Source organism: Roseovarius pelagicus, assembly GCF_025639885.1.
In the GTDB taxonomy this organism is placed as follows: Bacteria; Pseudomonadota; Alphaproteobacteria; order Rhodobacterales; family Rhodobacteraceae; genus Roseovarius; species Roseovarius pelagicus.
Window position 1 is genome coordinate 788,215 of the sequence record NZ_CP106738.1, and the last position, 20,956, is coordinate 809,170.

General features: G+C 58.9%; 19 protein-coding genes. 10 read left to right on the forward strand and 9 right to left on the reverse strand.

All coding sequences use genetic code 11. The features are described from left to right. Nucleotides 1-3: 3 nt before the first annotated feature. The 3 genes from N7U68_RS04860 to N7U68_RS04870 form a co-directional block, all read right to left on the reverse strand. Nucleotides 4-720, reverse strand: coding sequence for a flavodoxin family protein (locus tag N7U68_RS04860; RefSeq protein WP_263048413.1), 717 nt, complete (start codon nucleotides 718-720; stop codon nucleotides 4-6). Between the two features lie 72 nt (nucleotides 721-792). Further along, complete coding sequence (locus N7U68_RS04865; protein ID WP_165191894.1) at nucleotides 793-1,284, reverse strand: lysozyme inhibitor LprI family protein; 492 nt, start codon at nucleotides 1,282-1,284, stop codon at nucleotides 793-795. After that, entirely contained in the window at nucleotides 1,281-2,444 is a 1,164-nt protein-coding gene (locus N7U68_RS04870) for an isovaleryl-CoA dehydrogenase (RefSeq protein WP_263048414.1), read from the reverse strand. Before N7U68_RS04870 ends, N7U68_RS04865 begins: the two co-directional genes overlap by 4 nt. A gap of 166 nt (nucleotides 2,445-2,610) precedes the next feature. Here N7U68_RS04870 and N7U68_RS04875 point away from each other — a divergent pair, with 166 nt between their 5' ends. After that, the gene (locus tag N7U68_RS04875; protein WP_263048415.1) at nucleotides 2,611-3,084 is read left to right on the forward strand and encodes a pyridoxamine 5'-phosphate oxidase family protein; all 474 of its coding nucleotides are present in this window, start codon (nucleotides 2,611-2,613) and stop codon (nucleotides 3,082-3,084) included. Continuing rightward, the gene (locus tag N7U68_RS04880; protein WP_165191891.1) at nucleotides 3,081-3,554 is read left to right on the forward strand and encodes a CreA family protein; all 474 of its coding nucleotides are present in this window, start codon (nucleotides 3,081-3,083) and stop codon (nucleotides 3,552-3,554) included. The genes N7U68_RS04875 and N7U68_RS04880 overlap by 4 nt, the downstream gene beginning before the upstream one ends. Nucleotides 3,555-3,560: 6 nt before the next feature. Here the strand turns inward: N7U68_RS04880 and N7U68_RS04885 are convergent, their stop codons facing one another. Both N7U68_RS04885 and N7U68_RS04890 read right to left on the reverse strand, forming a co-directional pair. Beyond that, nucleotides 3,561-4,763 carry a DegT/DnrJ/EryC1/StrS family aminotransferase gene (locus tag N7U68_RS04885; protein ID WP_263048416.1) on the reverse strand — a complete coding sequence of 401 codons (1,203 nt, stop codon included), beginning with the start codon at nucleotides 4,761-4,763 and terminating at the stop codon, nucleotides 3,561-3,563. Between the two features lie 59 nt (nucleotides 4,764-4,822). Then, the gene (locus N7U68_RS04890) at nucleotides 4,823-5,488 is read right to left on the reverse strand and encodes an HAD-IA family hydrolase (protein ID WP_263048417.1); all 666 of its coding nucleotides are present in this window, start codon (nucleotides 5,486-5,488) and stop codon (nucleotides 4,823-4,825) included. 147 nt (nucleotides 5,489-5,635) lie between these two features. Here N7U68_RS04890 and glmU point away from each other — a divergent pair, with 147 nt between their 5' ends. Together glmU and glmS are read left to right on the forward strand one after the other, a co-directional pair. Further along, nucleotides 5,636-6,991, forward strand: a complete 1,356-nt coding sequence (gene glmU / locus N7U68_RS04895) for a bifunctional UDP-N-acetylglucosamine diphosphorylase/glucosamine-1-phosphate N-acetyltransferase GlmU (protein WP_263048418.1) — start codon at nucleotides 5,636-5,638, stop codon at nucleotides 6,989-6,991. Then, a complete protein-coding gene (gene glmS, locus N7U68_RS04900; protein WP_263048419.1) occupies nucleotides 6,991-8,814 on the forward strand; it encodes a glutamine--fructose-6-phosphate transaminase (isomerizing) in 1,824 nt (607 codons plus the stop codon). Before glmU ends, glmS begins: the two co-directional genes overlap by 1 nt. 6 nt (nucleotides 8,815-8,820) lie before the next feature. Here the strand turns inward: glmS and N7U68_RS04905 are convergent, their stop codons facing one another. Next, complete coding sequence (locus N7U68_RS04905) at nucleotides 8,821-9,333, reverse strand: hypothetical protein (protein WP_165191887.1); 513 nt, start codon at nucleotides 9,331-9,333, stop codon at nucleotides 8,821-8,823. A gap of 85 nt (nucleotides 9,334-9,418) precedes the next feature. Here N7U68_RS04905 and moaA point away from each other — a divergent pair, with 85 nt between their 5' ends. Genes moaA through N7U68_RS04920 form a run of 3 tightly spaced genes read left to right on the forward strand, consistent with a single transcriptional unit; the run spans nucleotide 9,419 to nucleotide 12,777 of the window. Further along, complete coding sequence (moaA, locus tag N7U68_RS04910) at nucleotides 9,419-10,426, forward strand: GTP 3',8-cyclase MoaA (protein ID WP_263048420.1); 1,008 nt, start codon at nucleotides 9,419-9,421, stop codon at nucleotides 10,424-10,426. Next, nucleotides 10,426-11,703, forward strand: coding sequence for a 3-deoxy-D-manno-octulosonic acid transferase (locus N7U68_RS04915; protein ID WP_263048421.1), 1,278 nt, complete (start codon nucleotides 10,426-10,428; stop codon nucleotides 11,701-11,703). The genes moaA and N7U68_RS04915 overlap by 1 nt, the downstream gene beginning before the upstream one ends. A 33-nt stretch (nucleotides 11,704-11,736) precedes the next feature. Further along, entirely contained in the window at nucleotides 11,737-12,777 is a 1,041-nt protein-coding gene (locus N7U68_RS04920) for a glycosyltransferase family 4 protein (protein ID WP_263048422.1), read from the forward strand. A 5-nt stretch (nucleotides 12,778-12,782) separates the two neighbouring features. On the opposite strand, the gene N7U68_RS04925 is transcribed toward N7U68_RS04920, so the two are convergent. Both N7U68_RS04925 and N7U68_RS04930 read right to left on the reverse strand, forming a co-directional pair. Further along, complete coding sequence (locus N7U68_RS04925) at nucleotides 12,783-13,943, reverse strand: M20 aminoacylase family protein (RefSeq protein WP_263048423.1); 1,161 nt, start codon at nucleotides 13,941-13,943, stop codon at nucleotides 12,783-12,785. Nucleotides 13,944-13,984: 41 nt separating this feature from the next. After that, nucleotides 13,985-15,724: a dipeptide ABC transporter ATP-binding protein gene (locus N7U68_RS04930; RefSeq protein WP_263048424.1), complete on the reverse strand. Its 1,740-nt coding sequence runs from the start codon at nucleotides 15,722-15,724 to the stop codon at nucleotides 13,985-13,987. Between the two features lie 211 nt (nucleotides 15,725-15,935). Between N7U68_RS04930 and N7U68_RS04935 the strand changes: the two genes are divergently transcribed. Genes N7U68_RS04935 through N7U68_RS04945 form a run of 3 tightly spaced genes read left to right on the forward strand, consistent with a single transcriptional unit; the run spans nucleotide 15,936 to nucleotide 19,535 of the window. Beyond that, nucleotides 15,936-17,633, forward strand: coding sequence for a peptide ABC transporter substrate-binding protein (locus tag N7U68_RS04935; RefSeq protein ID WP_263048425.1), 1,698 nt, complete (start codon nucleotides 15,936-15,938; stop codon nucleotides 17,631-17,633). Between the two features lie 53 nt (nucleotides 17,634-17,686). After that, on the forward strand, nucleotides 17,687-18,694 hold the full coding sequence (locus tag N7U68_RS04940; protein ID WP_263048426.1) for an ABC transporter permease: 1,008 nt from the start codon (nucleotides 17,687-17,689) through the stop codon (nucleotides 18,692-18,694). After that, nucleotides 18,687-19,535, forward strand: coding sequence for an ABC transporter permease (locus N7U68_RS04945; RefSeq protein WP_263048427.1), 849 nt, complete (start codon nucleotides 18,687-18,689; stop codon nucleotides 19,533-19,535). Before N7U68_RS04940 ends, N7U68_RS04945 begins: the two co-directional genes overlap by 8 nt. Nucleotides 19,536-19,537: 2 nt before the next feature. Here N7U68_RS04945 and N7U68_RS04950 read toward each other — a convergent pair whose 3' ends face one another. Further along, a complete protein-coding gene (locus N7U68_RS04950) occupies nucleotides 19,538-20,818 on the reverse strand; it encodes a DUF3422 family protein (RefSeq protein ID WP_263048428.1) in 1,281 nt (426 codons plus the stop codon). Nucleotides 20,819-20,956: the final 138 nt, after the last annotated feature.

The following is a 20,956-nucleotide window of genomic DNA, read 5'->3' on the forward strand; positions in this document are numbered from 1 at the left end:
GTCCTACTTGGCCTCCTCGGGATACTCGAAGCCGAACCGCTCACCCTGACCCAAGGCGTTTCGATCATTGCCTTCGTTCGGATAGCCACCCGCCTCTTTCAGCATCCGGGCGCAATGCATCAGGTTCCATGTCATGATCGTGGTGTTGTTTCGGGTGAAATCATTGTCGAACCCCGCGCGTTTGCCATCCACGTCATCCCCAAAGCTCGGCCCCGGCCCAGCCTCGCCGATCCAGCCGCAATCGGCCTGCGGCGGTATGGTGAACCCGAGGTGGTTGAGCGCAAAACTTATGGTCATGGCCGTATGTTTGATGCCATCCTCGTTCCCGGTAATGATGCAGCCACCCACCTTGTTGTAGAAGAAAGACTGGCCACGATCGTTCAGCTTCCCCGACATCGCATAGAGCCGTTCGATCAGCACACGGCAGACCGAACTTTCCTCGCCCAGCCAGAGCGGTGTGCCGACGACGAGAATGTCCGCCGCCTTTACCTGTTCCCAGAGTTTCGGCCAGTCGTCGCGCTCCCAGCCTTCTTCGGTCATGTCAGGTTGGACGCCGGGCGGCACATCGTGATCCAGCAGGTAGAGATGGTCCGCCTCCACTCCGTTCTTGCGCATGATCTTTGCCGACGCGTCGAGCAGCAGTTGCGTATGGCTGCCCGATGCCGCGCGCTTGAGCGAGGTATTGATGAAAAGCGCGCGAAGGCCGGAAAAATCGGTCATGATGTCGTCTCCTCATTTCGGTTTCTCCCGGCATCAACGCACCGGGCCCGCCAACACGTTCTCCGTCTCAAATCATCGTCCCGTTTCGGACGTCTCGAGGTGGATGGTCTGCATCGCGGTTTCGGTCATCAGGCAATGAGCCCGGGCAAGGGCTCCGGCGTTGTTGCGCCCCCAGAGGACGTCCGCAAATTCGCATTTCGCATCCCGAAATGTGATCCAAGACCGCTGCATCTGCAACAAAGCCGGAGATTTGGGCGATTTCCCCGGAAACGGGTTATTTTCATCCTCCAATTTCAACCCCGACATGAAGCGCTGGTAGCTGTCATTCAAGCGTTGATCCCAATAGGACATTTCCAGTTCGAAACAGGACTGCATGACTGCTGTGGATATGCCCTCGGGCGTTTCAAGCGAGCAGTGCGTAGCCGATTTCCCGATACAACCTTGCATGGCGAAGCTGTCAGACGAGGCCACCATGCAGTTTTCGGTCAAGGACGGGTCAAACGTCAGATTTTGCGCACAGACAGGAACCGCCACCAATGCCAACAAAACAGATATTCGAATCATCTCATTGATCCCATCAGTTCACGCCCGATCAGCATACGTCGAATCTCTGAGGTGCCCGCGCCAATTTCCATCAACTTGGCATCGCGGAACAGGCGCGCGACCGGTGCATCATTCAGAAAGCCCGCACCGCCCATCGCCTGAACCGCCTGATGCGCCTGCACCATCGCCTGTTCCGATGCGTAAAGACAGCAGGCCGCCGCATCTTGGCGTGTGACGTCGCCCCGATCAGACGCTTTGGCCACCTCATAGACATAGGCACGGGCAGAATTCATTGCCGTGTACATGTCCGCGATTTTACCCTGCATCAGTTGGAAATTTCCGATCGGCTGGCCGAATTGCTTGCGCTCCGACAGATACGGCATAACTTCGTCCAGACAGGCCGCCATGATGCCGGTGCCGATACCCGCCAACACGACGCGCTCGTAATCAAGGCCCGACATCAGCACGCGCACGCCTTTGCCCTCTTCCCCCAGCACGTTCTCGAACGGCACTTCGACATTGTCGAAAATCAGTTCGGCGGTGTTTGACCCACGCATGCCCAGCTTGTCGAAATGCGGGCTGGTGCTGAAACCGGTCATTGATCGCTCGATCAGAAAGGCCGTGATACCCTTGCTGCCCGCCTCTGGGTCAGTTTTCGCATAGACCACCAGCGTTTCGGCGTCCGGGCCGTTTGTGATCCAGTATTTGTTGCCGTTCAGGCGATAGTGATCGTTCCGCTTTTCCGCGCGCAGCTTCATGCTAACCACGTCACTGCCTGCCCCGGCCTCTGACATGGCCAAAGCACCAACATGCGCGCCACTGACCAATCCCGGCAGATATTTCTGTTTCTGCTCAGGCGTACCGTTCAGCTTGATCTGATTCACACAGAGGTTGGAATGCGCCCCGTAGCTGAGTGAGACTGACGCACTGGCGCGTGCGATTTCTTCGACAGCGATCACATGAGCGAGATATGACATCTCTGCACCACCGAATTCTTCGGGAACGGTGATGCCCAGCAGGCCCAGATCGCCCATCTCAGTCCAAAGCTCATTGGGAAAGACGTTATCCCTGTCAATGTCGCCGGCCAGTGGCTTGATCCGCTCCTGCGCCCAGCGATGCACCATGTCGCGCAGCGCGTTCACGTCTTCTCCCAGATCGAATTGCATTGCGGCGTTGAACATCAGCCATCTCCCCAGAGCGGATTTATTGAACAGTTGTTCATTTATATATCGGGTGCCGTCCTTTCGGTCAATCCCGTCGTTGGAGCGGGTCTCGGCAAAGGCTCGGGAACAACCCGCAGTATCAACACGTTTAGCCCTCAAACCAATCAAAGTGGAGAAAATCGCCATGACTGACGCGACGACAACAGAATTCTGGGAACGTGCAGAGAAGATTTCGGCGGGTATGCTGTCAGCGACCGGCGCACCACCACGTCCCATGGCCCATCAGGTTCGTCAGGACGATAACGCCCTATGGTTCATCACAGCCAAGGCCACCGACATCGCTGATGCAGCGCAGAACGGTGCGAAGGCGCAGCACATTCTCGCATGTTCGCATGGCCAACTATACGCAGTGATTGATGGCACATTGCACGTCGAAACTGACCCGCAGAAACTGGACGACATCTGGTCTCCTTTGGCATCTGTCTGGTTCGAGGACGGGCGCGAGGATGACGATATCTGCCTCGTCCGCTTCACCCCGCAACAAGCCGAGGTATGGACAACTGACGGTGCGGCCAAGGCGCTGTATGAATTCACCAAGGCGGCCATCAAGGACGAAATGCCCGATACGGGTGACCATGCGCGGCTGCACTTCGGATGAGTCGTTTCCACCTATGGATCGGGGCGGTGGCGATTGCCGCCATCCCCCGAACTGCCCTGTCGGAGCAAGTCGGCGAAATCGGCGTGGATTGGGCCGGAAATGACATCGTAATCGAAGCGGTGAATGATCCCAAGGTCAGTGGCGTTACCTGTCACCTCGCCTATTTTGAACGTGGATTGATCGACAGGTTGGCCAATGGAAATTGGTTCGAAGATCCGTCAAACAGCGCAATTGAGTGTCAGCAGACGGGGCCGATCGTGATCGGTGATATTGACCGTTCAGAGGATGGCGAAGATGTGTTCCGCACCAGTCGGTCCATCATCCTGAAATCGTTGAGGATCAAGCGTATCTTCGACGAGACCAACCAAACGCTGATCTACGTTGCACACACCCGCGAACTGACCCAAGGCTCGGCCAAGGTGTCGATCTCGACGGTGCCAGTCTCGAAGGATAACGGTGTGATAAAGTGAGCGGCGCTAATGCGCCGCTTTCTGCTGCCACACGGTATTCACCTCCGCGCGGATGATCCGGGCGATCTGTGCGCAATCATCCAGACTAAAGGTCAGTGGCAGGCGCATGTCGATGATCCCCTTGAGAATTCGATCGGTTGCGGGCATCCGCTCGGACGGGGCGTAACGCCAGCTATCGTAGCGGCTGGTAAAGCCTGTGGGCGTCGCACCGCCGAACCACTTCAATTCAACTCCGCGCTTCAGGCAGCGATCTAGGACTTCGTCGGTCGCCGCGTCGCTCCAATCCAGCAAAAGGAACTGGATTGACGACCCGACAAATCGTTCCTCTGGTGTCCGCTCGACGATTTGCAGACCCGGCGTTCCGCGCAATCCGTCCTCTACCACGCGATAGCGTTCATTCCATGCCGCGCATTGCGCGTCCAGCCGCGCCAGTTGTGGGCGTAAGATTGCAGCGCGCAGGTTATCCATCCGGCCAGACACATTGGGCGTCTCATACTTTACCCGCTCAAAAACCTCATCCGGCGGCGGCGTCCCGTTGCGCCCATAGAGCATGTATGACCCCGAGAGCATGATCGCTCGTGCCATTACCTCATCATCATCGGTAACAAGCAGCCCACCCTCGCCGGAATTTATGTGTTTGTAGGTCTGCATCGAATAGCACCCGATCAGACCATCCCGACCGGATGCACGCCCCTTCCACGCGGCCCCCATTGTGTGGGCGCAATCCTCGATCACAGTGATGTCGGCAGCTTTGCAAATCTGCAAGAGCCGGTCCATGTCCGCCAGATGCCCGCGCATGTGGCTCAGCATCAAGACACTGGACTGGTCGGCCTTCGCCTCCAGATCGTCTAGATCGATGGTCAGATCCTCTGTCACCCCCACGAACACCGGCACAGCGTTCACGCTGGCGATGGCACCCGGCACAGGTGCGAGTGTAAAGGCGTTGGTCAGCACCTTGTCACCCGGCCTGACACCGATGGCGCGCAATGCTGTCGCCATGGCATACCCGCCCGACGCGACAGCCAACGCATATCTGGCACCCGTGTAGGCCGCGAATTCGCGCTCCAACAAAGCCACCTCGCCCAATTCGCCCGGTGCGAGGTTATAGCGGTGCAACCGCCCCGAGCGCATCACGTCCAGCGCGGCAGCGATCCCGTCCTCCGGAATCGGCTCCTGCTGGGTGAAACTGCCTTTGAAAACTTCTGTCATTTGACCAACATCTACGCGGCAACCGCCTTGGGTCAATGCCCGGTAGTGAAATGCCGCACCTATCCGATCAAATTGCGCACGACACCGGGCAATTCATCGAAATGATCTATGATTGCCTCAGGGGCCAGATCATCCAGCGCATCATCACCTGGACCGAACCGCACCAGCACCGAAGGCAACCCCGCTGCACGTGATGTTTCGCGGTCCGTCACTGTGTCGCCCACCAGCAAAGTGCGCGCCGGATCACCGCCGGCACGGCGCGCCGCCTCGCGCAGCGGCTCGGGGTCGGGTTTGCGCACCGGCAAAGTGTCGGCACCGATCAAAGAGCCGAAACTATCCAATGCACCCAGCCGATCCATCAGCAGTCGTGCCAAATATTCGGGCTTGTTGGTGCAAATTGCCACCTTGTAGCCGTCATGCTTTAGCGCCTCGACCGTTTCCATGGCGCGTGGATAGAACACCGTATGCTCGTCAATCGCCTGCTCATAGGCATCCAGCAGGATCGGGTAATACTGGTCCAGCAACGCCGGTTCGACCGCATGCCCGAGCCGCGTCAGCCCGAGCGACAGCATTGCCCGCCCGCCCCGCAGCGCGGTGGCCGCGTCATTGATCGGGTTCAGGACGTTGCCCTCACCCATTTGCCGAAAGCAGGCATTCGCCGCCGCAATGAGATCACCGCTGGTATCTGCCAGCGTACCGTCCAGATCGAACACAACCGTCCGCATGCTATTGATTTCCTATCTCAAAAGCCCGAATGGGCGTGTTTCCGCGCAACCCTGACACATTCGGCAATGTCATTTGATACGCCGCCGCCTTGCACAAGTTGCTTCAGCAGATAAAAGAGGCACGACCCGAAGGCAAAGAGAATCCCAATGAATATTGCTTTGATCATTCTGGCCGCTGGCAAAGGCACGCGGATGAAATCCGACTTGCCAAAGGTGCTGCATCCCATCGCGGGCGCACCAATGCTGGTACATGCGATGCGTGCTGGCGCAACTCTGACACCAGATCGGACCGTTATTGTGGCAGGCCACGGGGCCGAGGCCGTCAGTGCCGCTGCGACTGACTATGACCCGGACGCAACGATTGCCTTGCAGACAGAACAGTTGGGTACCGCCCACGCAGTCGCGCAGGCCGCGCCAGCGCTAGCCGGTCATGAAGGCGATTCCATCGTGCTGTATGGGGACACGCCCTTTATCCGTCCCGAGACACTGGAACGAATGGTCGACGCTCGTCAGAACCACGACATCGTCGTTCTGGGTTTCTCTGCCGCCGATCCGGGCCGATATGGCCGGTTGGTGATGCAAGGCGATGCGCTGGAACGAATTGTCGAGTATAAGGACGCGGATGAGGCAACCCGCGCGATTGATTTTTGTAACAGTGGTGTCATCGCAGCCAAGAGCAGCGTTCTGTTCGATCTGATCGAGGCGGTCGGCAACAATAATGCGTCGGGCGAGTACTATCTGACCGATATCATCGGCATCGCCCGCGCCCGCGGCCTTAGTGCCACGGCTGTCGCCTGCGACGAGGCCGAAACGCTCGGCGTTAATTCTCGCGCCGAGCTGGCACAAGCCGAGACACTTTTCCAAGCGCGCGCGAGAAAAGAAGCGTTCGAGAATGGCGTCACTTTCTACGCGCCCGACAGTGTCTATTTCGCTTTTGACACCATGATTGGCCCCGGCACCCTAATCGAACAGAATGTTGTCTTTTCCGTCGGCGTCACTGTCGAGAACGACGCGCAGATTCGTGCGTTTTCACACCTAGAGGGTTGTCACGTCTCCCGCGGCGCAGTCGTCGGCCCCTATGCCCGTTTGCGTCCGGGAACAGAGTTGGCCGAAAACGTGAAAATCGGCAACTTTGTCGAAATAAAGAATGCGGTTTTGGACGAAGGTGCAAAGATCAATCATCTCAGTTACATCGGCGACGCGCATGTTGGCACCGAAACCAATGTCGGCGCAGGGACCGTTACCTGCAATTTTGATGGCGTGATGAAGCACCATACCGAAATCGGCGCACGCGTATTCATCGGCTCCGATACGATGCTGGTGGCACCGGTCACGATCGGTGACGATGCCATGACCGCATCTGGTTCGGTGATTACCGAAGACGTCCCAAAGGGGGCGTTGGCCTTGGGGCGGGCAAAGCAGGTCAACAAACCGGGCCTTGCCGTGAAATTGTTCGAAATTCTAAAATTTAAGAAGCAAAAACGCGACGAGGGAGTTGCATAATGTGCGGAATTATAGGGGTACTTGGGGATCATGAAGTTGCTCCCATTCTCGTCGAGGCACTAAAACGTCTCGAATATCGAGGCTATGACAGCGCCGGCATTGCGACCGTTCAGGATGGCGTACTCGACCGTCGCCGCGCGGTCGGCAAACTGGTGAACCTCAGCGATCTTTTGGTGCATGAACCTCTGGCGGGAAAAGCAGGAATTGGACACACCCGCTGGGCCACCCATGGTGCGCCGACGCTGACCAACACTCACCCGCACCGGGCAGGTCGCGTCGCAGTTGTGCATAACGGCATCATCGAGAATTACCGCGAACTGCGCGCCGAATTGGCGAAATGCGGCATTGCTCACCGGACCGAAACCGATACCGAAACCGTCGCTCTGATGGCGCAGCACATGATCGATCAAGGCGCCACACCCCAAGACGCCGCGCATCAGACCATCGCCAAACTGGAAGGGGCCTATGCGCTGTGTTTCCTGTTTGAGGGCGAGGCAGACATGTTGATTGCCGCCCGCAAGGGCAGTCCGCTGGCGATCGGGCATGGTGATGGCGAAATGTATGTAGGCTCTGATGCGATTGCCTTGGCACCGCTGACGGATCGGATCACCTATCTGGAAGAAGGCGACAGTGCCGTTATTACTCGTAAATCCCTGACGATCCGGGACGCGCACGGGGACCCTGTCGATCGCGACATGCGGACCATTCGCATCGCCAATGCCCGTGTCGATAAGGCTGGGCACAAACATTTCATGTCCAAAGAGATCGCGGAACAGCCGACCGTGATCAGCGAGGCAATCAATTTCTACCTGACAAACGATGGCAAGGACATCGCCCTGCCCGGCGAAGGCATCGATTTCAAATCGCTGAACCGTTTGACGATGGTGGCCTGCGGCACCGCGTATTACGCCTGCATGACAGCCAAGTACTGGTTCGAACAACTGGCGGGCATGCCAGTCGAGGTCGATATTGCCTCTGAATTCCGTTACCGACAGCCTCCTGTCACAGACGGCACCGCCGCGCTTTTTGTCAGCCAGTCAGGCGAGACGGCAGATACATTGGCGGCGCTGCGATATTGTGCAGGCAAGGCGGATCAGATTCTGTCTGTTGTTAATGTTCCCGAAAGTTCGATTGCCCGCGAGAGCAATCTTGCCCTCCCTATCCATGCCGGTGCCGAGATCGGCGTCGCGTCGACCAAGGCATTCACCTGTCAGTTGACCGTGCTTCTGCTGCTGGCGTTGAAAGCAGCGCATATGCGTGGCAAGCTGGATGACGATGCACTGACGGACCTGCTGTCCAAGCTGCGGGGCTTACCCGCGACCCTGAACAACGCGATGGCAATCGAAGAGTCAGTACAGGGCGTCTCGCAATCCCTGAGCAAGGTAAAGGATGTGCTCTTCCTCGGACGTGGCATGATGTATCCACTCGCACATGAAGGTGCTCTTAAGTTAAAAGAAATCAGCTATATACATGCCGAAGCTTACGCATCAGGCGAGCTGAAGCACGGCCCTATTGCACTGATTGACGAAAAAATGCCGGTCGTGGTTCTGGCACCGCGCGATGCGCTCTTTGACAAGACGATATCGAACATGCAGGAAGTCATGGCGCGCGGCGGTAAGATCATCCTGCTCACGGATCAAGCGGGCGCGGATGAAGTTTCTGAGGATGTCTGGCAGACCATCATCATGCCGGAAATCGATCCAGTCCTAAGTCCAATCCTCTATGCGCTTCCGGCACAGCTTCTCGCCTATCATACGGCCGTCGCCAAAGGCACGGATGTGGATCAACCGCGCAACCTCGCCAAATCTGTGACGGTCGAATAAGCCCCGCTAGGACCCGGCCTGAAAAACCCGCAGCTCCGGCAGGCTGGTCAACGGCACGTCAAGCAGACGCATGGCGGCCAGCGACAGACGGCTGCCGGCCGTCTCTGGTCCATCTATGGGGATGAGATCGACCTGCACCGATTGCCCTGTGGTTGCGAGTTGCACCCGCCCCTTGCCCGGCTTGCTGGCCAAGGGTGTCTTGAGCCAGAACCCCGGTTCTGCCGGGGCGCCGAGCGACGCAACGGTTACGCCTAATTCACGCCCACCGACGGCGTCCTTCGCTGCGGCCTTTTCCGCATCGGATGTGATATCGTAGGCTTCGGCGGTCTGCGCCCCGGTGCTCATCACCGGTCCGGTCGATATGGGGCGGGCCTCTGTTTGCACGGTATCGCCAGCGGACGCGTCGGCGGCGGGGTTTGCAGGCTTTGCAGCGTCACGCCCCCCTAACAACCCGTCCAGTCCAAGCTGACTGCACCCCGTGATCGACAAGGCCGCTATCGTGAGAAATACATATTTCATGCCCAGAGATTAGGGCCCTCCCGGACTGGCATCAATCCCAAGATCGCCCTTGCCCCTTGCAGGGTCGAAGATTAGGGTCCGGCGTATGTCTGCACCTCTCATTGATCCCTTCCAACGCGCCATCAATTATCTGCGCGTTTCAGTCACGGACCGCTGCGATTTTCGCTGTGTTTACTGCATGTCCGAGAACATGACCTTTCTGCCAAAGAAAGAACTGCTCAGCCTCGAAGAATTGGACCGGATGTGCAGCACTTTCATCGAGATGGGCGTCGAGAAGCTGCGGATAACCGGAGGCGAACCGCTGGTGCGTCGCGACATTATGACGTTTTTCCACGCGATGACGCGACATCTGGACAGCGGTGCGCTGAAAGAATTGACCCTGACAACAAATGGCAGCCAGCTGGAACGTTTTGCGGGCCAATTGTTCGATGCCGGGGTGCGCCGGGTGAACGTGTCACTCGATACGTTGGATGAGAAGAAATTTGCGGATATCACCCGCTGGGGCCGCTTGCCACAGGTTCTGCGTGGCGTCGAGGCCGCACAAGAGGCCGGGCTACGGGTCAAGATCAACGCCGTCGCTCTGAAAGGCTTCAACGAGGACGAGCTCTTTGGCATCACCGAATGGTGCGCCGAACGCGACATGGACCTGACATGGATCGAAGTCATGCCGATGGGCGATATCGGTAATGAGGACCGGTTGGATCAGTACTGGAAGCTGACCGACCTGCGTGCGCGCCTCGCGGAACGCTATACACTGACGGAATTGGCGGAACGCACAGGCGGGCCGGCGCGTTACGTGCGATTGGATGAGACCGGACAGAAAATCGGGTTCATCACACCGCTGACACATAATTTCTGCGAAAGCTGCAATCGCGTGCGCCTGACCTGCACCGGCGAACTCTACATGTGCCTCGGACAAGAGGACATGGCTGACCTGCGCGCACCGCTGCGGAATTTCCCGAACGATACCGCGCCGCTGCAAGAGGCCATCCGCGATGCCATCACGCGCAAACCCAAGGGGCATGATTTCGATTATTCGCGCCAAGGGGTCGATGGCCGCGTCACCCGCCATATGAGCCATACGGGCGGCTGATGCGCGTGCCCGCTCTGGTGCGTCTGTATGCGCGACTTGCAGGTGTGGTCGCGCCGCTGGCCTATCGCCGTATTACCCCTAGGTTGCGGCAACAGGGTATTGATCCAAAACGTTTTCCTGAACGCATGGGCCATGCGACCGCCCCCCGGCCTGACGGGCGCTTACTGTGGTTTCATGCCGCAAGCGTGGGCGAGAGCCTGTCCATATTGCGGCTGATCCAGCACATGGGCGACGAAGACCCGGCACTATCATTTCTCATCACTTCGGGCACGGCGACTTCTGCGCAATTGCTGGCGCGCAGACTACCACCGCGATGCCAACATCAATTCGCACCATTGGATAGCCGAAGCGCCATACGCCGGTTTCTGACGCACTGGCGTCCCGACGCCGCGGTTTTTGTCGAAAGCGAACTGTGGCCGAACATGTTGCGCGAAACACGCCGCACCGGCGCACCATTGGCATTGCTGAATGCGCGTATCTCTGATCGCTCCGCCCGCCAATGGAAGCGGTTCGGGCGCACGGCACGCTATCTTCTCAGTCTTTTCACCATGATCCATACACAAGACGCCCGCACGACGCAGCACTTGCATGATCTCGGTCTTGATCAGGCAGTGACCGGTCGAAACCTGAAATCTGCTTCCGGGCCGCTGCCTTATGATGCGGATATGTTGGGAACCCTCACTCAAACTTTGGCAAGCCGCCCCCACTGGGTGGCCAGTTCTACGCATCCCGGCGAAGAACAAATCATTCTGGACGCGCATGAGACGCTGCTCGCAAAGTATCCCGACCTGCTGTTGATCCTCGTGCCCCGCCACCCTGAACGCGGCGACGAAGTTCAGCGCCTGATTGACGCACGGAACCAGACGCAGGCCCGGCGCAGCACTGGTGGCAGTCTGGGCCCCGGCGTGCAGGTTTATCTGGCTGACACGCTGGGCGAGACAGGTCTATGGTACGCGCTAAGCTCTGTCGTTTGCTTGGGCGGGTCCTTCACTCCCGTCGGTGGGCATAACCCGTATGAGCCCGCCTATGCCGGGGCCGCCGTGCTACACGGCCCGCTTTACACCAACTTCTCTGGTGCTTACGCGGAGTTCAATGCGTTTGGCGGCGCGGTTGAGGTTGCCAACGGTCAGGCACTGGCGGACGAGGTTGATCGCCTGCTCTCGCATCCGGACCAACTGCGCGATCTTTGCACGCGATCCAGCCGTTTCGCCGAAGCGCAAGAGGATATGCTGGATACCCTGTCCGATACTCTTTCTCGGGCGTTAGGGCTGCGATAGAACGTTCGGAACCACAGCAAGGGCGGGGCGCGTGTGCCGGAACTGATCGTCACCAACTTCAATCGCAATTTTACCGGCGTCTCTGCGACTGCCGCCGGGGTGCTGCGTCAACAAGTCGGGCGGTACGATCTCGCCCTTGCGGGTCACGCATTACCCGGCTGCCCGCCAGCCATTTCACCTGCCGACGCGTTACGCATGTGCCACGATGTTCCTTCGGGACGTCCATTCATCATCTGGCATGTGCGCCGAAACCCCGAAATGCGCAAGGCAATCTGGGCGCGTGATGTGCTTCGCCTACCGGTGCGGATCGTATTCACCTCTGCGGCACAACGGCGTCATTCGATGGTGCCGCGATGGTTGATTTCGCGAATGGATGCGGTCATCGCCACGACAGATCGCGCCGCGGAATTCGTACCTCACGTGCGTGCGATCGTTCCGCATGGCGTTGATACCGAAAGATTTAATCCTGCCCATGACCGTGCATCAGCGTGGACGGCAACCGGCTTCCCCGGGGCGCGTGGCATTGCAACAATCGGGCGCATCCGGCCCGAAAAGGGCACTGATCGCTTTGTCGCGGCAATGATACGACTGTTGCCCGACATGCCGGATGTGACGGCGCTCATCATAGGCCGCGCCGGCAGGTCTGATAGTGCATTCCTGCAAAGCCTCAAAGACCAGATCGCTGCTGCCAACCTGACCGACAGGATTGTTTTTCCCGGTGAAATCGCTCCGGACGCGCTGCCCACCCTAATGCGCGGTCTGTCCGCCGTTGTACAACTGCCACGCTACGAAGGGTACGGCATGACCCCGTTGGAAGGCATGGCCAGCGGCGTTCCGTTTGTTGCGACCGATGCAGGGTACTACAACAGTTTTGCTGCACAGGGGCGCGCTGGCCTGATCACCGAAGAAGCGCCCCAAGACGTCGCCGCAGCATTACGGTCGATCCTGTCTGATCCTGTACGTCACGCCAGCATGAGCGCCACCGCACGCCAAGTGGCTGAGGCCCATTTCAGCGTCGTGCGCGAAGCGGACGGGATCGGCGAAGTTTACGACGCTCTGTGGGACGAAGGCTGAACGAGTCAGGCAGGCATTCGCTGTTCGATCAGTTCCGCCCACCAGCTGCATCCGGCTGGGATCGCATCGTCGGTGAAATTATATTCCGGGTTGTGCACCATTGCCGTGTCGCCGTTACCGACCAAAATGTAGGCCCCCGGCCGCTCTTCCAACATAAAGGCGAAGTCCTCTCCGCCCATGACCAGAGGGGCCTCGGCGCAGGTGCCACTGACGCTGCGTGCCACATCGGCCACAAACTCGGTCTGTGCGGCGTGATTCACCATCACCGGATAGTTGCGGTCATACGTTATCTCTGCCATGCCACCCATCGCCTGTGCGGTATGATCGCAGATCGTTGCGAACCGGGTTTCGGCCAGATCACGCATGTCAGCGCTAAGCGTACGTACGGTGCCCTTGAGCAGCACTGACTGCGGGATCACGTTAAATGCAGTGGAGGAGGATTCGATAGAAGTGACCGACACCACGATCTGTTCGGTTGGATCTGCGTTGCGGCTCGAAATGGTTTGCAATGCCATGATCATCTGGCTTGCCATCACAATCGGGTCAATCGTCTCGTGCGGTTTGGCGGCGTGCCCCCCGCGTCCGTGCAGCGTAAGCTCGAATAAATCCGTGGCCGCAAAAAAGGGGCCGGGACGGATCGCAAACTGCCCGACCGGGACGCCCGGCCAGTTATGCATTCCGTACACTTCCTGAATGCCGAACCGGTCCATCAACCCGTCGTCGCACATCACTTTGGCACCGCCTCCGCCCTCTTCAGCAGGTTGGAAAATGACCACGGCTGTGCCGTCGAAATTGCGGGTCTCGCAAAGGTATTTCGCTGCTCCCAGCAACATCGCCGTATGACCATCATGGCCACAGGCATGCATTTTCCCCGGTGTCTGACTGGCGTAATCCAGCCCGGTCGCCTCGTGGATCGGTAGCGCATCCATGTCGGCGCGCAGGCCAATCACGCGCCCCGAACCCTGCACAGCGCCCTGAATGACACCCACTACTCCGGTACGCCCGATACCAGTGACAACCTCATCACAGCCAAAGGCACGCAGTTTTTCGGCGACCAGCGCGCTGGTACGATGCGTGTCGAACATCAACTCGGGATGTGTGTGGATGTCACGACGCCATTCGGTGATTTCATCGTGCATTTCTGCAAAGCGATTCTTGACTGGCATGACGATTTCCTTTGTGTGGGTTTCATGCCCTGTTACCCGGTTTACGCGGACAGGACAAAGTGCTTTGGCCCGATACAGCGATACTGCACAGCCACCTCCGGATCCGGCATATCGCCGAGGCGGTCGGCCTTTCGCGGCAGATCAAACTGCCTGCGTCGTTCCGGGTCTGGATGAACAACGGCGTCCAGCAAAGCCCGCGTGTAACCGTGGGCCGGCTGCGCCAGTACCGCAGAGGTCGGGCCATGTTCGACGATCCGGCCGCGATGCATGACCGCAATGCGGTGTGCTATGCGAGAAACCGTGCCAATATCATGGCTGATAAACAGGATTGCCAGACCGAGTTCTGCCTGTACACGAGCAAAGAGATCAAGTATTTCAGCGCGTACCGGTGCATCGAGCGCAGTCACGGATTCGTCAGCAATCAGTACCGCCGGTTTAAGTGCCAACGCCCGTGCGATCGCAACCCGCTGGCATTGCCCCCCCGACACTTGATGCGGATAGCGTTGCATCAGGGCCGGATCAAGACGGACCAGACGAAACAATGCTTCAACCCGTGCGTTACGTGTATGACGCGCCCCTACTTTGAAGTTATGTAATGGGGCCGCGACCTGTGCGCCCAATGTCAGACGTGGATCAAGGCTATCTGACGGATCCTGAAAAACCATCTGAATCCGCGCCCGCTCTTGGCGCAATGCAGCGCCCCTCGATCGGGTCAAAGACATCCCCTCCAGCAAGACTTCGCCGGTGGCATATGGTTCCAACTGCATCAACGCACGCGCGACAGACGATTTTCCGCTACCCGATTCACCCACCAGCGCCAATGTCTCGCCCTGATCAATTCCAAAACTGACGTCGCGCACCGCCGCCGTCTGCCCGGTCACGCGCCTCAGCAGACCACTTCGTCGTGGATAGTTAAGTGATAGACTGCGAACCTCCAAGACAGCCGTTTGATCAGACGCCAGTTGGCGTGTGGTCGGCCCGCTCTGCGCAGCCTTGAGCAATCGTTGCGTTTCCGGATGGCGCGGCGCAGAAAATACCTCGCGAACGGTCCCCTCTTCCACGATAGTCCCCGCCTCGATCACCGCGATCCGGTCTGCAATCTGCGCGACCACGCCCATGTCGTGTGTGATCAGGAGTAGGGCAATCCCGCGCTCACGCCGCAAACGATCCAATAGCGTCAGGATTCCGGCCTGTACGCGTACATCCAGTGCGGTCGTAGGTTCATCTGCGATCAGGATACGCGGTGCGCCGGAAAGGGCGATGGCAATCATAACCCGTTGGCGCTGACCACCAGACAGTTCATGCGGATACTGACCGAGATGCAACTCAGGCTCTGGCATCTGCACCTCGTGCAACAGCGTCAATGCCTCGGCGCGCGCCGCTTGCGATGACAACCCGCGATGTAGTGACAGTATTTCGACAAGTTGTGCACCGACGGTCATCACCGGATTGAGGGCCGTGGACGGATCCTGAAAAATCAGGCCAATTTGCTTGCCACGCAAGGCACGCAACTGCGCGGTGTCCATCTTGGCGAGGTTCACTTGCCCGTCAGGGGTATCCAGTAATATCTGCCCCTTCGACAGCACCGCACCGTCGTGCCCTTCAAGCCGCAAGGCGACCAGACTCGCGATGGATTTCCCCGCTCCGGACGCACCAACGAGACAGAGCACCTCGCCCGCATTGATATGCAACGACAGATCGCGCAACACCGCGCCCGGCGTGTCAGCACCGTCAAACGACACGCAGACATTGCGCAGGCTCAATAGGGGCGATGAGGACAAGGGATGACTCGGTATGACATGGCGGCAAGGGTTGCACGCTAATGCCAGCGGCCTAAGTGTGTCAAACTTATGCCCTAGCTTTTCTGCTTTTAACCTGTTTGCCTGCGCAATAACAAACGCACCCACGCAAGCCCGGTTATGCGTGTTCTGGCGGGGTGTTTCCCTGTCAGATACGCGACTTGGATCATTATATGGAATATTGGACACCGACATGACATTCGCCAACACATTTATCGGAATTGCGCTTGGCGCGTTGGTTGCGTTGCCGCTCGCGGCGGCCGAGCGTGGATCGGATGGGGACCTGCGCATTTTGTACTGGCAGGCCCCGACGACAATGAACCCCTATCTGTCTGGGGGAATCAAAGACAACGAAGCCGCAAGCCTGACGCTGGAACCGCTGGCACGATACGATCCGGCAGGTGTGATGCTGCCTTGGTTGGTCGATGTCATACCGACGCTGGAGAATGGTGGCGTCGATGACGATCTCACCCGCATCACATGGCGGCTGAAGGATGGATTGCGCTGGTCCGATGGCAGCGCGGTCACGTCCGCCGATTTGCGCTTTACCTGGCGGTATTGCACCGCAAAGGATGGCGGTTGCGCACAACTGGAAAAATTCGCAGACGTGGTGGATGTAGAGACCCCGGACGAACGGACCGCCGTCGTGGTCTTCTCGAAACCAAAGCCGTTCCCGTATGGTCCCTTTGTCGGCCCGCAGGCCCCGATCCTGCAAGCGGCGCAATTCGCCGACTGCCTCGGCACTCGTGCGCCGACCTGCACAGACGCAAACTATGGCCCCATCGGGACTGGTCCCTTTCGGGTAACAGAATTTCGGCCGGGTGATGTCGTGGTATACGAGGTCAATCCCGAATATCGCGATCCGACCAAACCCGCCTTTGCAAAGGTAGTGATAAAAGGCGGGGGCACCGCAGTTGGTGCCGCGCGTGCCGTTCTGGAAACGGGCGAATTCGATTATGCATGGAACCTGCAACTCAGTCCCGATGTGCTGTCACGGATGCAGGCGCGCGGTAAAGGCGAGATTGTCAGCGCCTTCGGCTCTTTGGTGGAACGGATTGCGGTCAACTTCACCGATCCCTCTCCGGAACTCGGCTCGGCACGCGCCACGGTCGCCCATCCACATCCTGTGTTGAGCGATCCAGCGGTTCGGCGGGCCTTGTCGATGGCATTGGACCGCAAGATGCTGAGCGACATTGGCTACGGGCCGGCGGGCCGGCCGACCTGTAACCTGCTGCCCATCGCCAGCGAAAATGCAGACACCAACTGCTTGCGTCAGGATCTGGAGGGCGCACGTGCGTTGCTTGACCAAGCTGGCTGGATCGACAGCAATGGCGACGGCGTGCGCGACAAGAACGGTCGCGACCTGCATCTGATCTTTCAAACCTCGACCAACTCGGTTCGACAGGATTTTCAGGCGGTGACAAAGGAATGGTGGCGTCAGATCGGTGTCGAAACGGAGTTGCGCAACATCGACGCGTCAGTGTTTTTCGGAGGCGATCCGGGCAGCCCGGACACGGTGCAGAAATTTTATGCTGATGTTGAAATGTTCGCCGGTGCCTTCGACGGCACTGATCCAGAGGTCTATCTGACCACTTGGACCTGCGGCAACGCCCCCAGCCCTGAAAACCAATGGCAGGGCACCAATACCAGCCGTTGGTGCGATCCCGCCTATGACGCACTGGCCGCAAAACTGGCCATCACCGGTGGTATTGCTCCGCGTGCGACTCTGGCCATGGCGATGAATGACATGCTGGTGGAAAACGGCGTCGTTCTGCCGCTGGTGGATCGCGGCCGTGTGTCGGCGCACGCGCTCGACCTTGGCGGCACGGCGATAAACGCTTGGGACAGCGAGCTGTGGAATATCGCCGACTGGCACCGTATCAAGGAATGACAGGTCGGGCCTTGCATCAGGACCAGTCCCGACCATTCCGATAGGCGCCCTATATGCTGAACTACACCATCCGTCGCCTTATCTTGGCTTTGCCGACACTCGTGGCAATCAGTCTGGTGGTTTTTGCACTGATGGAATTGGCGCCGGGCGATCCGATGGCCCAGCTGCCACCGACCATCTCGCCCGAGGTCAAAGCACAGATGCGCACCGCGCTAGGGCTTGATGCACCCAGCCATGTGCGCTTTGGCAAGTGGTTGTGGCAACTCGGCATCCTTGAACCGTCGGTGTGGATTGATGGCATGTTTGGCACCGCCCTATCCGATGGTCAGGCCCGGATGATCAGCTGGCAGACCCGCGGCCCGGTGATGGATCTGATTGCTCAGCGGCTGCCCCAGACCCTGTGGGTCGTGGGGCTGGCCTATCTTATCGGCACAGCGTTGGCCCTGCCGATCGGTATCTGGTCAGCCTATCGGCAGTATTCGCCGTTTGATCAGATTGCCACCGGGGTCAGTACGCTTGGGTTTGCGGTGCCTCCATTCTTTTCCGGGGTGCTGTTGATCTTGTTCTTTAGTGTGCAGTTGGAGTGGCTGCCCTCGGTCTACGACACCACGCTGGACGTCACCAACTGGCAGAGTCTCGGTCAACAGTTGAAACAGATGGCCCTGCCGGTCGCTGTTCTCAGCCTGCAAACCACGGCACAGATCAGCCGCTACGTGCGCAGTGCCATGCTTGATCAACTGGGTCGGGACTATGTGCGTGCGACCCGCGCTCGCGGTGTCGGCGAACGGCATTTGTTGCTGCGCCATGTCCTACCCAATGCGCTGGCCCCCGTGGTCAGCATAATTGCCTTGGGCCTGCCGCAGATCTTCGCCGGAGCCATCGTGACCGAGCAGATTTTTCGCGTCAACGGCGTCGGGCACCTGCTGATCACCTCGATACAGGCCAACGATCTTCCCACAGTGCAGACGATTACCGTGTTGCTGGCGGGCCTGATCGTGATCAGTAACCTTCTGGCGGATCTGATCTACGGTGCCCTTGATCCGAGAATCCGCTATGATTAGGGCGCGCAGCACCCGCACCCTGTGGCTCGGAAGCATCCTCTTGGCGCTGATCGCGGTCTCTACGCTGATCGGACCAGTAGTCTGGGGCATTTCAGCCGATCAGATGGACCTCATGGCGCGCAATCAGGGGCCAAGCAGAACGCATCCGTTGGGAACCGATCAGCTGGGGCGCGATTTGCTGGCACGGGTTCTGGTGGGTGGGCGCATTTCGCTAAGTGTGGGCGCGTTGGCCATGTTGATGTCCGTCGCATCGGGAACTCTGATTGGCGTGACAGCAGGCATGGTGCGCGTCCTTGATGGGCCACTGATGCGGCTGACCGATCTCTTTTTGTCGCTCCCCCTGCTGCCACTTGTGTTGATTGCCATCACGCTCTTTCGCGCACCGCTCAGTGTCGCGTTCGGACCAGAGACAGGTATCTTCATATTGGTAGTGGTGGTCATCGGCGCGACCAGTTGGATGCCCACAGCCCGCGTCGTCCGTGGCGAGGTTCTGGGTGTGATGGGACGCAGCTACATCATGGCCGCGCGCAGCACCGGCACACGGGGCGTCACCATCGCCATGCGTCATGTTTTGCCCAATTCGCGCTCAGCGATCATCGTGTCCGCCACCCTCAGCGCCGCAACCGCGATCATCACGGAAAGCACGCTCAGCTTTCTCGGGTTGGGTTTTCCGCCTGACTTTGCCACTTGGGGGCGGCTGCTCTTTGATGGCACGACCTATCTTAGCGACTATCCCGGCCGCGCCCTGTGGCCGGGGGCCTTGATATCGGCATCGGTTCTGGCAATTGTCTACATCGGTGACGGGCTGCGGGACCGGGGCGATCCCCGGTCAAACAGCTAGGATCAATGCAGCGAATTTCGGATGCGCGCAATGACCCACCAGACTGTCCCGATCACCGGCAGCGTGATCGCGGCTGTCATCAATCCGCCGCTCATCCCCAGATGTGCCGCCATCGGATATAGCAGATACCCCGCAAGTGAGACGGCATAATAACTGATCGCAACCACGCTGAGTCCTTCAACCGTGCGCTGAAGACGCAGTTGCGCATCAGCGCGCCGGTCCATGCTCTCCAACAAGGCTTGGTTCTGCGCGCTGCGCTCTACGTCAACGCGGGTGCGCAACAGGTCCCCTGCCCGCATCGCCCGGTCCGCCATGGCACCCAACCGTCGCTCGGTAGCCTCGACAGTGCGCATAGCTGGCTCGTACCGGCGCATCATGAATTCGGCAAAGGTCTGGCGCCCTTCATAGCGTTCTTCGCCCAACACCTCGACACGTTGTTGAACGATCCGTTGGTATGCCGCAGTAGCGGAAAAGCGGAATGAGGATTCCGCCACCATTCCCTCCAACTCCGCCGATACGCTCAGCAGGCCTTTCAGCGTTTCTTCGGCAGGCCGCTCGCCGGTGCTCATTTCGGCAATGAGCCGGGTCAACTCGGTGTCAATCTCGGCCATGCGTGCGGACATGCCCCGCACCCGCGCAAAGCCCAACATCGAAACTGTCTTGTATGTCTCGATCTCGCACAGGCGCTGCACAATGCGGCCCAGCCGCCGGGGTCCAGTGCCGGATGGTGCGCTCACGGCAAACCGGGTGTGACCGGCCGGGTCGATCCGAAAATCCCCGGCGACAACAGCCGCGTCATCGAGAACCCGCGCCACGGCGAGGCTTTCGGAGACAAAACAATTGTCGATCTCAGATTGCAAAACAGAATCGTCGGAACGTCCGGTCAGACGGATGATAGCCGAAGTGATCCTTGCCCCTGGCGCACGTTCCAGCCAATCAGCAGGAAACAGATCGAAATCCGTCGGGTCAAAGGGACGGTCGGAAACACCCTGCTTGAAAATGGTATAGGTCACGAACTCGGTATGGCTTTCCCATTTTAGTTGGTGCCGCCCGATCTCGCCCGAATAATGGTTCGCATCCGCGCTTGGGTGCGTCGCACCGAACCTGTCGAGCAAATCAATCAAATGTGCCCGGTCCTCGCCACTGTCCCGCGCGGCGGCCCGGTCTGGTCGCTTGATCGCTAGATAAAGCGCCGTTGCAGGTGCAGCAAGCGATGGAAATGGCCGCGCATGCAGCTCGTTCGATAGCTGATAGCGCAATGGATAATCTGCGATGGGCGGCACTTGGTGGCTCCTGCGAATTTTCGCCCAATCTACGAATTTCACACCAAAGTGAAATGGATTATTTTGCCACATCAAGGGGTTAGCGGTAGACGATTGCATACCGCGGCCATCGCGCACCGCCCCGGATATGAAAAGGGG